The sequence below is a fragment of the Enterobacter wuhouensis genome (assembly GCF_004331265.1).
GTDB lineage: Bacteria > Pseudomonadota > Gammaproteobacteria > Enterobacterales > Enterobacteriaceae > Enterobacter > Enterobacter wuhouensis.
In genome coordinates this window covers 66,757-77,377 of the sequence record NZ_SJOO01000002.1, presented here as the reverse complement: position 1 = coordinate 77,377, position 10,621 = coordinate 66,757, and the positions used below count along the sequence as shown (strand labels likewise).

Below are 10,621 nucleotides of genomic sequence, written 5' to 3'. Positions count from 1 at the left end.
GAAATGATGAATTGTCCGATGTGCGGTCAGGCTGCGCATACACGCAGTAGCTTTCAGGTTTCCAGTGAGACCAAAGAACGATACAACCAGTGCACCAATATTGAGTGCGGTCATACGTTCGTGACGCATGAGACGTTTGTGCGGTCCGTGTGCCGTCCGCAAAAAATCAGCGCCGCACCGCCACATCCGAAAGGAATGCAGGAACAATTAGCTTACTGATATTGACCCGCCGCTGGCGGGTTTTTTATTGATTGCTGTCGCCATAGCAAAAGCGCTGTCGCCACTTTGTCGCCATGCATGGGGAGGGGTGGTTATAAGTAATTGATTTAATGGGTGGTAAATTTCAGGCAACAAAAAACCCATCAACCTTGAACCAAAACGGCGGGGTTGATGGGCTCCACAAATTGGGGACATCAAAGAAAAGCAGTGGCACTAATTATGACTGCGCCCTATAAGAAAAGTTCTGCACAAAGTGAAATTATTTTCCACCCTGCGCAAACTTAAGAGTTATCCGAGTCCTGGCCAGATGATGATGATCAGCGTACCTGCCAGCGTGAGCAGCACGTTAGCGATAGCGTAGGTACCCGCATACCCCAGCGCCGGGATGTTGCTGCGCGCGGTGTCGCTGATGATTTCCATTGCGGGCGCACAGGTACGCGCGCCCATCATGGCCCCGAAGAGCAGGGCGCGGTTCATGCGCAGCACGTAGGCGCCGAACAGGAAGCAGATCACCACCGGTACCAGGCTAACGATAAGTCCGGAAACCAACATCTGCCAGCCGACGGCGCCCAGGCTGTGGCCAATGCCGCTACCGGCACTCAAGCCAACGCCTGCCATAAACACCATCAGACCGAACTCTTTCACCATGTTCAGCGCGCCCTGCGGGATATAGCCGAAGGTTGGATGGTTCGCTCGCAGGAAGCCCAGCATGATCCCGGCGAACAGCAGTCCGGCGGCGTTACCGATGCCGAAGCTAAAGTTGCTGAACTGGAAGGTGATCATCCCGATCATCAGGCCAACTATAAAGAAGGCGCAGAAGGCCAGCAGATCGGTGACCTGGCTGTGAATGGAGATAAAGCCGATGCGGTCGGCAACGGTTTTCACGCGTCGCGCGTCGCCGCTGACCTGCAGAACGTCGCCTTTGTTGAGCACGACGTTATCGTCGATAGGCATCTCAATCTGGCTGCGGATCACGCGGTTGAGGAAGCAGCCGTGGTCGGTCAGCTTCAGCTGCGCCAGGCGGCGGCCCACGGCGTTATGGTTTTTCACCACGATCTCTTCGGTAACGATGCGCATGTCGAGCAGGTCGCGGTCGAACACCTCTTTGCCGTTACGGAAGCTGGGGTCGAGGCGCGCGTGCGCATCCGGATAGCCCACCAGCGCGATGTCATCGCCCATCTGCAGCACCGCGTCGCCGTCCGGGTTCGCCAGAATGCCGTTACGGCGAATACGCTCGATATAGCAGCCCGTCTGGCGGTAAATACCCAGCTCGCGCAGGTTTTTACCGTCCGCCCAGGCCACCAGCTCTGGCCCAACGCGATAGGCGCGGATCACCGGGAGGTAGACTTTACGCTTGGAGTCAGTATCCAGGCCGCGCTCGCGGGCGATGGTCTGGGCGCTGGTCTGCAGGTCCTGATGCTGCAGCTTCGGCAGGTAGCGCGCGCCCACAATCAGGCTCACAAGACCAATCAGATAGGTCAGGGCATAGCCCAGGCTCAGGTGGTCAAGTGCAGTAGAGAGTTGGGAACCGGCCATGCCGGAATGGCGTAACGTATCACCCGCACCGACCAGAACCGGCGTGGAGGTCATAGCGCCGGCCAGCATACCGGCCGTTAACCCGATATCCCAGCCAAACAGTTTGCCCAGCCCTAACGCAATCAGCAGGGCGCTGCCGACCATCACCAGCGCCAGCATCAGATAATTTTTGCCGTCGCGGAAGAAAATCGAAAAAAAGTTCGGCCCCGCTTCCACGCCAACACAAAAAATAAACAGCATAAAGCCTAAGTTGAGCGCGTCCGTGTTAATGCTGAAATGCTGCTGACCTAATAATAAGGAGACGACTAAAACGCCAATGGAATTACCAAGTTGAACTGACCCCAGGCGCAATTTACCCAGGCAGAGGCCCAACGCCAGTACCACAAATAATAACAGGATGTAATTCCCATTTAACAAGTCTGCGACGTTTATATTCACGGAGGCTAACTTCTTGTTTACCAGTAAGTTGTTGAATGAAAGGACTATTTGGGCTACTGTTTTTAGCGTCAGGGAAAACCACAACATTCCCTGCTTCCTAATAAATTCCCTAAAACAATAGCAAGCGGATAGTTTAATCGTATTAGCTATCGACAGCTACCTATTATCGCATAACCGTATGCGGGCTTTGGCACGGATTGCCACATTGCTTTATCTGACTGGGCGTCCACCGGACGAATGTGTATTTGATAGAGATGTAGTCAGGAGGATTGTGTGAACAATAAACGAAACTGGGCGGGTGTGGTCAGCTGCTTTTTGCTGTTCACGGTCGTGTGTATGTCGCTCGCATTTAATGTGAAGGGTGCGTTCAGAGCGTCAGGTCATCCTGAACTCGGGCTGCTCTTTTTCCTTTTGCCAGGGGCGGTGGCGAGCTTTCTCTCGCGTAATGGCGAGGTGGTAAAGCCGCTGCTGGGGGCGATGCTTGCCGCGCCTTTGTGCCTGCTCATGATGCGCTTAATGTATATCTCATCCAGAAGCGTCTGGCAGGAGCTGGCGTGGTTGCTGAGCGGGGTATTCTGGTGCGCGCTGGGCGCGCTCTGCTTCCTTTTTGTGCGTAGCCTGCTGCACAGACGGAAACGGCAAAACTAAAACGCCCTCGCGGTGAGGGCGTCTGTGCATTACTGAGCGGCAAACAGGCCCAGATTTTCTTTGGCGTAGGCTTCGAAATCAGTGCAGCCGCCAATGTGTTTCTGATCGAGGAAGATCTGCGGTACGGTTTCAACCGGTTTACCCACGGTTTTTTCCAGATCCGCTTTGCTGATGCCTTCCGCGTGAATGTCCACGTAGCGGAAGTTGAAGTCATCACGCTCTTCTGTCAGTTTCTCAGCCAGCTCTTTTGCGCGCACGCAGTAAGGGCATCCTGGACGACCAAAAATTACTGCAAACATTTCTCTCTCCTCAAAAAACAAGCCTGACGGCGAATAACGCTATAGTGCACGATAACCTGCCGTCATGGAAAGAAGGTTTCGCCTGTCGCTTTAATATCTACGAGCTATGTTTCGCCAATTACATGCTCTTCATCTTTGCCTATACTGGCAGCCATACCGCGTAAAGACAGACAAAGAGAGAAAGAATGACGCCAACTATTGACCTGCTCCGTTCCCACCGCTCCATTCGCCATTTTACCGATGAGCCAATCACCCAGGCCCAGCGCGAAGCGATCGTCGACAGCGCGAGAGGCACGTCCAGCTCAAGTTTCCTGCAGTGCAGCTCTATTATCCGCATCACCGACCCGGCGATGCGCGAACAGCTGGTGACGCTGACGGGCGGGCAGAAGCACGTGGCCCAGGCTGCCGAATTTTGGGTGTTCTGCGCCGACTTTAACCGCCATCTGCAGATCTGCCCTGAAGCGGAACTGGGCCTGGCCGAACAGCTGCTGCTGGGCGTGGTGGATACCGCGCTGATGGCGCAAAACGCCTTCACGGCGGCGGAATCGCTGGGATTAGGCGGCGTCTATATCGGCGGCCTGCGTAACAACATCGAAAGCGTGACCGAGCTGCTCAAGCTGCCAAAACACGTCCTGCCGCTGTTCGGCCTGTGCCTCGGCTGGCCGGCGGATAACCCGGATCTGAAGCCGCGCATTCCTGCCGCGATGCTAGTGCATGAAAATCACTACCAGCCGGTGGATCAGGACGTGCTGAATCAATACGACGAAGAGCTGGCGAACTATTACCTGACGCGCGACAGCAACAACCGCCGCGATACCTGGACCGACCATATTCGTCGCACCATCATCAAGGAAAATCGCCCGTTTATTCTCGATTATCTGCATAAACAAGGCTGGGCGACGCGATAGTTCCTTCTGTATGATATGCAGGCTTTTCCCATGTCGTTAGAGAGGTGCAGGGTGAAAATTGCCATATTGTCCCGGGATGGAACGCTCTATTCATGCAAACGCCTGCGAGAAGCAGCGGCGAAACGCGGGCATCAGATCGAGATCCTCGATCCGATGTCCTGCTATATGAACATCGACCCCGCCGCGTCGTCGATTCATTACAAAGGCCGCAAGCTTCCCCACTTTGATGCGGTGATCCCGCGCATTGGCTCCCAGATTACCTATTACGGCACCGCCGCGCTGCGCCAGTTTGAAATGCTGGGCAGTTACCCCCTCAATGAATCCGTCGCTATCTCCCGCGCCCGCGATAAGCTGCGCTCGCTGCAGCTGCTTGCGCGTCAGGGGATCGATCTGCCCGTCACCGGGATTGCCCATTCGCCGGACGACACCAGCGACCTGATCGACATGGTGGGCGGTGCGCCGCTGGTTATCAAGCTGGTGGAAGGCACCCAGGGCATTGGCGTGGTGCTGGCGGAAACGCGCCAGGCGGCTGAAAGCGTGATTGACGCCTTTCGCGGCCTTAACGCTCACATTCTGGTGCAGGAGTATATCGAAGAGGCCAAAGGGCGCGATATTCGCTGCTTCGTGGTTGGAAATGAGGTGGTCGCCGCCATTGAGCGTCAGGCGAAAGAGGGCGATTTCCGTTCAAATCTCCATCGCGGGGGCGTGGCGCGGGTGGCAGAGATCAGCGAGCGTGAACGCGAGATTGCCGTAAAGGCGGCGCAAACGCTGGGGCTGGACGTGGCGGGCGTGGACCTGCTGCGGGCGACGCGCGGGCCGCTGGTGATGGAAGTTAACGCCTCGCCGGGGCTCGAAGGCGTGGAAAAAACCACAGGCGTCGATATTGCGGGTAAAATGATCGCATGGATCGAGCGTCATGCGACGCCGGGCTACTGTCTTAAAACGGGTGGTTGAATAGATTACCGCGCACTTTTTGCGTACCCTATGCACAGATTATATTGAAGAGGCTGCACAGCGATGGATTTACAGGTCGTCCCTACACTGGATACGTTACGTCAATGGCTTGATGATGCCGGTATCACCTTCTTTGAATGCGACTCCTGTCAGGCGCTGCATCTGCCTCATATGCAAAATTTCGACGGTATTTTCGATGCCAAAGTCGATCTGATTAACGACGTCATTCTTTTCTCGGCGCTGGCTGAGGTGAAACCCTCTGCGCTGCTGGCGCTGGCCTCCGACCTGTCAGCGATTAACGCCAGTTCTTTGACGGTGAAAGCGTTTCTGGACATACAGGATGATAATCTGCCCAAGCTGGTGGTTTGCCAGTCTTTATTCTCCGGTGCCGGGCTTTCGTTCAAGCAGTTTGCCTGGTTTATGCGCCTGAGCGAAGAGCAAATTTCGATGGTGATGATGGAAGCCAACGCGCATCATCTGCTGTACAGCACCGAAGACGATGCAGAGAATAATGATGCATCTCCCAATTTTCTTCACTAAGCCTGCCTGACTTTTGCGCAGTCGCTGCCAGAGCGGCTGCGTAACACCATTTTTTCTGCTGCTTTTAACCTTCCTGTAAAGAATTTTTCACCTCCTCTGAGGCCATTTCGGCTTATCCCGTAGACATAACCTGCATAAAAAATTGATAAAAGGCGTTTTTTCATCTGGGCTATAGCCGGAGACACGGGCTACAGTTATTCTTGCGATGCTTAAAAAAGCGAGCGGATCCTGCCGGATAAAGGGCGTTATTTTTATTTCGGGCAGAGCGACAAACTATGCATGATTATTGCATATCTTCAGATTGCACAGTTTTAGCTCGTTTGTTAACGAGCTTTCAGAAGGAATAAAGATATGATCGCCTTGAATAAAAAATGGTTATCGGGTCTGGTTGCGGGTGCTCTGATGGCCGTCTCTGCCGGCACGCTCGCTGCGGAACAAAAAACGCTCCACGTTTATAACTGGTCTGACTATATTGCGCCGGATACCGTCGCCAATTTTGAAAAAGAGACCGGTATCAAAGTGGTCTATGACGTGTTCGATTCCAACGAAGTGCTGGAAGGCAAGCTGATGGCAGGCAGCACCGGCTTTGATCTCGTGGTGCCCTCTGCGAGCTTCCTGGAGCGTCAGCTCACCGCGGGCGTGTTCCAGCCGCTGGATAAGAGCAAGTTACCGAACTGGAAAAACCTCGATCCGGAGGTGTTGAAGCTCGTTTCGAAACACGACCCGGACAACAAATATGCCATGCCTTATCTCTGGGCGACCACCGGCATCGGCTTTAACGTCGATAAAGTGAAAGCGGCGCTGGGGCCTGACGTGAAGCTGGACAGCTGGGACGTGGTGCTGAAGCCGGAAAACCTCGCGAAGCTGAAAAGCTGCGGCGTCTCCTTCCTCGATGCGCCGGAAGAGATCTTCGCCACCGTGCTTAACTATCTCGGCAAAGATCCGAACAGCAGCAAGGCCGACGACTACACCGGCCCGGCAACCGATCTGCTGCTGAAGCTGCGTCCAAACATTCGCTACTTCCACTCGTCGCAGTACATCAACGACCTGGCAAACGGCGACATCTGCGTGGCTATCGGCTGGGCGGGCGACGTCTGGCAGGCGGCAAACCGTGCTAAAGAAGCCAAAAACGGCGTGAACGTTTCCTACTTCATTCCGAAAGAGGGGGCGCTGGCCTTCTTCGACGTTTTCGCGATGCCTGCTGATGCGAAAAACAAAGACGAAGCCTATCAGTTCCTCAACTACCTGATGCGTCCGGACGTGATTGCCCACATCAGCGACCACGTCTACTACGCTAACGGCAATAAGGCGTCCGTGCCGCTGGTGAGCGAAGCGATCCGCAATAACCCGGCTATCTACCCGCCTGCGGACGTATTCGCCAAGCTGTTCACCCTGAAGGTCCAGGACCCGAAAATTGATCGCGTGCGCACCCGCGCGTGGACCAAGGTGAAAAGCGGCAAATAGCGTTTGTCAGATGTAGGCCGGGCAAGCGCTAGCGCCGCCCGGCGATGCGCACCATGACGGTGCGTTTGCACCCGTTTTGATCTCTACCGGAGAACACCCCGTGAATGACGCGATCCCCCGCCCGCAGGCGAAAGTCCGTAAAGCGCTGACCCCGCTGCTTGAAATTCGTAACCTCACCAAATCTTTCGACGGCCAGCACGCCGTGGACGACGTCAGCCTGACGATCTACAAAGGCGAAATCTTCGCGCTGCTTGGCGCATCGGGCTGCGGTAAATCCACCCTGCTGCGTATGCTGGCCGGGTTTGAGCAGCCGACCGCCGGGCAGATCGTGCTCGATGGGGTCGATCTCTCCAGCGTGCCGCCGTATCAGCGCCCGATTAACATGATGTTCCAGTCTTACGCGCTGTTTCCGCACATGACGGTGGAGCAGAACATCGCCTTTGGCCTGAAGCAGGACAAGCTGCCGAAGGCCGAAATCACCGCGCGCGTGGCCGAGATGCTGAGCCTCGTACACATGCAGGAGTTCGCGAAGCGTAAGCCGCACCAGCTCTCCGGCGGCCAGCGTCAGCGCGTGGCGCTGGCGCGCAGCCTGGCGAAACGCCCGAAGCTGCTGCTGCTTGACGAGCCGATGGGGGCGCTGGATAAAAAACTGCGCGACCGCATGCAGCTGGAAGTGGTGGACATCCTTGAACGCGTGGGGGTGACCTGCGTGATGGTGACCCACGACCAGGAAGAGGCGATGACCATGGCCGGACGTATTGCGATCATGAACCGCGGGAAGTTCGTGCAGATTGGCGAGCCGGAAGAGATTTATGAGCACCCGACCACCCGCTACAGCGCGGAGTTTATCGGGTCGGTGAACGTCTTCGAGGGGCTGCTGAAAGACCGCCAGGAGGACGGGCTGGTGATTGAATCGCCGGGGCTGGTTCATCCGCTGAAAGTTGACCCTGATAACTCCGTGGTGGACAACGTGCCGGTCTACGTGGCCCTGCGCCCGGAAAAAATCATGCTCTGCGATGAGCCGCCCGCCGACGGCTATAACTTTGCCGTCGGGGAAGTGGTGCATATTGCCTATCTGGGCGATCTCTCCATCTATCACGTGCGTCTGAAAAGCGGACAAATGCTCAGCGCGCAGCTGCAAAACGAGCACCGGTATCGCAAGGGACAGCCGACCTGGGGCGACGAAGTGCGCCTGTGCTGGGACGCGGACAGCTGCGTTGTACTGACGGTATAAGGAGCGATCATGAGCACACTTGAACCTCCAGCCCGCGTCAAAAAGCCGGGCGGCTTTGGGAACTGGCTGGCGCGTATGCAGATGAACCACGGCCGCAAGCTGGTCATCGCCATGCCGTACGTCTGGCTGATCCTGCTGTTCCTGCTGCCGTTCCTGATCGTCTTTAAGATCAGCCTGGCGGAGATGGCGCGGGCGATCCCGCCGTATACCAACCTGCTGGACTGGGCCGACGGGCAGCTGACGCTGACGCTTAATCTCGGCAATTTCCTGCAGCTCACCGACGATCCGCTCTATTTCGAAGCCTATTTGCAGTCGCTGCAGGTGGCGGCGATCTCGACGATCTGCTGTCTGCTGATGGGCTACCCGCTGGCGTGGGCGGTGGCGCACAGCAAGCCGTCGACGCGCAACATTCTGCTGCTGCTGGTGATCCTGCCGTCGTGGACCTCGTTCCTGATCCGCGTGTATGCGTGGATGGGGATCCTGAAAAACAACGGCGTGCTGAATAACTTTCTCATGTGGCTCGGGGTGATCGACCAGCCGCTGACGATCCTGCATACCAACCTCGCGGTTTATATCGGCATTGTGTACGCCTATCTGCCGTTTATGGTGCTGCCGATCTATACGGCGCTGACCCGCATTGATTACTCGCTGGTGGAAGCGTCGCTCGATCTCGGCGCCCGCCCGCTAAAAACCTTCTTCAGCGTCATTGTCCCGCTGACCAAAGGCGGCATTATCGCCGGATCAATGCTGGTCTTTATTCCGGCGGTGGGGGAGTTCGTGATCCCGGAACTGCTCGGCGGCCCGGACAGCATCATGATTGGCCGCGTGCTGTGGCAGGAGTTCTTCAACAACCGCGACTGGCCGGTGGCCTCGGCGGTGGCGATCGTGATGTTACTGCTGCTGATCGTGCCGATCATGTGGTTCCACAAGCATCAGCAGAAACAGATGGGAGATCGCGGATGAACAACCTACCGGTAGTGCGCTCCCCGTGGCGAATTCTGATCCTGGTGATTGGCTTTACCTTTCTGTATGCGCCCATGCTGATGCTGGTGATCTATTCGTTCAACAGCTCTAAGCTGGTGACGGTCTGGGCGGGCTGGTCGACGCGCTGGTACAGCGAGCTGTTCCACGACGACGCGATGATGAGCGCGGTGGGCTTGAGCCTGACGATTGCCGCGCTGGCGGCGACGATGGCCTGCGTGCTGGGCACTATCGCCGCGCTGGTGATGGTGCGCTTCGGGCGTTTTCGCGGCGCGAACGGCTTTGCCTTTATGATCACCGCCCCGCTGGTGATGCCGGACGTGATCACCGGCCTATCGCTGCTGCTGCTGTTTGTGGCCCTGGCGCACGCCATCGGCTGGCCTGCGGATCGCGGCATGTTGACCATCTGGCTGGCGCACGTCACGTTCTGTACCGCCTACGTGGCGGTGGTGATCTCCTCGCGCCTGCGCGAGCTGGACCGCTCGATTGAGGAGGCGGCGATGGATCTCGGCGCGACGCCGCTGAAGGTCTTCTTCATCATCACGCTGCCGATGATTATGCCGGCGGTGATATCCGGCTGGCTGCTGGCGTTTACGCTTTCGCTGGACGATCTGGTTATCGCCAGCTTTGTCTCCGGGCCGGGCGCGACGACGCTGCCGATGCTGGTCTTCTCCAGCGTGCGCATGGGGGTGAACCCGGAGATTAACGCCCTGGCGTCAATTATCCTCGGCGTGGTCGGAATTGTCGGATTTATCGCCTGGTATTTGATGGCGCGCGCGGAAAAACAGCGCGTGCGTGATATCCAGCGTGCAAGACGCGGCTGAAGCATTTAAAATTTCCAGTGAAGTGCCGCGCATGACGCGGCACTGTTTTTCAGGGAAGTAAAACATTGGGATTCTTTCAAAAAACACGTCATACGCATGCTCGTCCGAACGTTCCTGCGCTGGTGCAGGTGGCGGCGCTCGCCATTATTATGATCCGCTGTCTGGACGTGCTGATGATTTTGAACACCTTAGGTGCCCGCGGCATCGGTGAATTCATTCACCGCAGCGTACAGACGTGGAATCTGACGCTGGTTTTTTTGAGCAGCCTGGTGCTGGTGTTTATTGAAATCTACTGTGCATTCTCGCTGGTCAAAGGGCGCAACTGGGCGCGCTGGGTCTATCTGCTGACGCAAATTACCGCCGCCAGCTATCTGTGGGCTGCCTCGCTGGGATACGGCTACCCGGAGCTGTTCAGCATTGCGGGGGAATCCAAACGCGAGATCCTGCGCGCGCTGTTTATGCAAAAACTCCCGGACATGCTGGTTCTGTTTCTGCTTTTTATCCCCGCCTCCAGTCGGCGGTTCTTCCGCCTGCAATAATGTGTATAATCGCAGCCCTCGTGATCCTTAAGGTTTT

The 10,621-nt window shown here is 56.5% G+C and carries 12 protein-coding genes; 10 read left to right on the top strand and 2 right to left on the bottom strand.

What is annotated here, in order from left to right:
- Positions 1-3: 3 nt before the first annotated feature.
- On the top strand, positions 4-219 hold the full coding sequence (locus E0L20_RS04320; RefSeq protein WP_012016760.1) for an ogr/Delta-like zinc finger family protein: 216 nt from the start codon (positions 4-6) through the stop codon (positions 217-219).
- Positions 220-507: 288 nt separating this feature from the next.
- Here E0L20_RS04320 and E0L20_RS04315 read toward each other — a convergent pair whose 3' ends face one another.
- Positions 508-2,193: an aspartate:alanine antiporter gene (locus E0L20_RS04315; RefSeq protein WP_119934927.1), complete on the bottom strand. Its 1,686-nt coding sequence runs from the start codon at positions 2,191-2,193 to the stop codon at positions 508-510.
- Positions 2,194-2,466: 273 nt separating this feature from the next.
- Between E0L20_RS04315 and E0L20_RS04310 the strand changes: the two genes are divergently transcribed.
- Positions 2,467-2,841 carry an inner membrane protein YbjM gene (locus E0L20_RS04310; protein WP_131632884.1) on the top strand — a complete coding sequence of 125 codons (375 nt, stop codon included), beginning with the start codon at positions 2,467-2,469 and terminating at the stop codon, positions 2,839-2,841.
- Between the two features lie 29 nt (positions 2,842-2,870).
- Here E0L20_RS04310 and E0L20_RS04305 read toward each other — a convergent pair whose 3' ends face one another.
- A complete protein-coding gene (locus E0L20_RS04305) occupies positions 2,871-3,140 on the bottom strand; it encodes a GrxA family glutaredoxin (protein WP_014069504.1) in 270 nt (89 codons plus the stop codon).
- A gap of 185 nt (positions 3,141-3,325) precedes the next feature.
- Between E0L20_RS04305 and nfsA the strand changes: the two genes are divergently transcribed.
- The 8 genes from nfsA to E0L20_RS04260 all read left to right on the top strand — a co-directional run bounded on the left by nfsA (position 3,326) and on the right by E0L20_RS04260 (position 10,584).
- Positions 3,326-4,048, top strand: coding sequence for a nitroreductase NfsA (gene nfsA, locus E0L20_RS04300; RefSeq protein ID WP_131632883.1), 723 nt, complete (start codon positions 3,326-3,328; stop codon positions 4,046-4,048).
- A gap of 51 nt (positions 4,049-4,099) precedes the next feature.
- A complete protein-coding gene (gene rimK, locus E0L20_RS04295; RefSeq protein ID WP_131632882.1) occupies positions 4,100-5,002 on the top strand; it encodes a 30S ribosomal protein S6--L-glutamate ligase in 903 nt (300 codons plus the stop codon).
- Between the two features lie 63 nt (positions 5,003-5,065).
- Positions 5,066-5,542, top strand: coding sequence for a YbjN domain-containing protein (locus tag E0L20_RS04290; RefSeq protein ID WP_131632881.1), 477 nt, complete (start codon positions 5,066-5,068; stop codon positions 5,540-5,542).
- A 351-nt stretch (positions 5,543-5,893) separates the two neighbouring features.
- Positions 5,894-7,006, top strand: a complete 1,113-nt coding sequence (gene potF / locus E0L20_RS04280; protein WP_131632879.1) for a spermidine/putrescine ABC transporter substrate-binding protein PotF — start codon at positions 5,894-5,896, stop codon at positions 7,004-7,006.
- Positions 7,007-7,106: 100 nt separating this feature from the next.
- Positions 7,107-8,240, top strand: a complete 1,134-nt coding sequence (potG, locus tag E0L20_RS04275; RefSeq protein ID WP_131632878.1) for a putrescine ABC transporter ATP-binding subunit PotG — start codon at positions 7,107-7,109, stop codon at positions 8,238-8,240.
- Positions 8,241-8,249: 9 nt separating this feature from the next.
- Positions 8,250-9,203, top strand: a complete 954-nt coding sequence (gene potH / locus E0L20_RS04270) for a putrescine ABC transporter permease PotH (RefSeq protein ID WP_131632877.1) — start codon at positions 8,250-8,252, stop codon at positions 9,201-9,203.
- Positions 9,200-10,045, top strand: coding sequence for a putrescine ABC transporter permease PotI (gene potI / locus E0L20_RS04265; RefSeq protein WP_131632876.1), 846 nt, complete (start codon positions 9,200-9,202; stop codon positions 10,043-10,045). The genes potH and potI overlap by 4 nt, the downstream gene beginning before the upstream one ends.
- Positions 10,046-10,110: 65 nt before the next feature.
- The gene (locus E0L20_RS04260) at positions 10,111-10,584 is read left to right on the top strand and encodes a YbjO family protein (RefSeq protein ID WP_131632875.1); all 474 of its coding nucleotides are present in this window, start codon (positions 10,111-10,113) and stop codon (positions 10,582-10,584) included.
- Positions 10,585-10,621 lie beyond the last annotated feature (37 nt).